The organism is Comamonas trifloxystrobinivorans (genome assembly GCF_043359985.1).
GTDB lineage: Bacteria > Pseudomonadota > Gammaproteobacteria > Burkholderiales > Burkholderiaceae_C > Comamonas > Comamonas trifloxystrobinivorans.
Genome location: NZ_JBHZGV010000013.1, coordinates 154,782 through 155,049, shown reverse-complemented (window position 1 = coordinate 155,049; position 268 = coordinate 154,782). Strand labels below are relative to the sequence as shown.

Sequence of the window (268 nt, the reverse complement as noted above, 5' to 3'; positions counted from 1 at the left end):
CACGCTCGCCACCCACATCGCCGGCGAGCTGGCGATGCGCGGCCAGCACGTCGTGCTGCTGGACGCCGACCCGCAGGGTTCATCACTGGACTGGACGCAGCGCAGAAGCCAGCAAGGTCTGCCCAGGCTGTTCAGCGCCGTGGGCCTCGCCCGCGAGACGCTGCATCAGGAAGCCCCGGAGCTGGCACGCCGCGCGGATTACGTCGTCATCGACGGGCCGCCGCGCATCGCCGCCTTGGCGCGCTCCGCGCTGCTGGCGGCCGAGCGG

At 73.1% G+C, this 268-nt stretch carries 1 pseudogene; it reads left to right on the top strand.

Going from position 1 to position 268, the window contains the following annotated elements:
- Window positions 1–268 (top strand): annotated as a pseudogene (locus ACFIQF_RS17280) (ParA family partition ATPase); the annotation flags it as partial.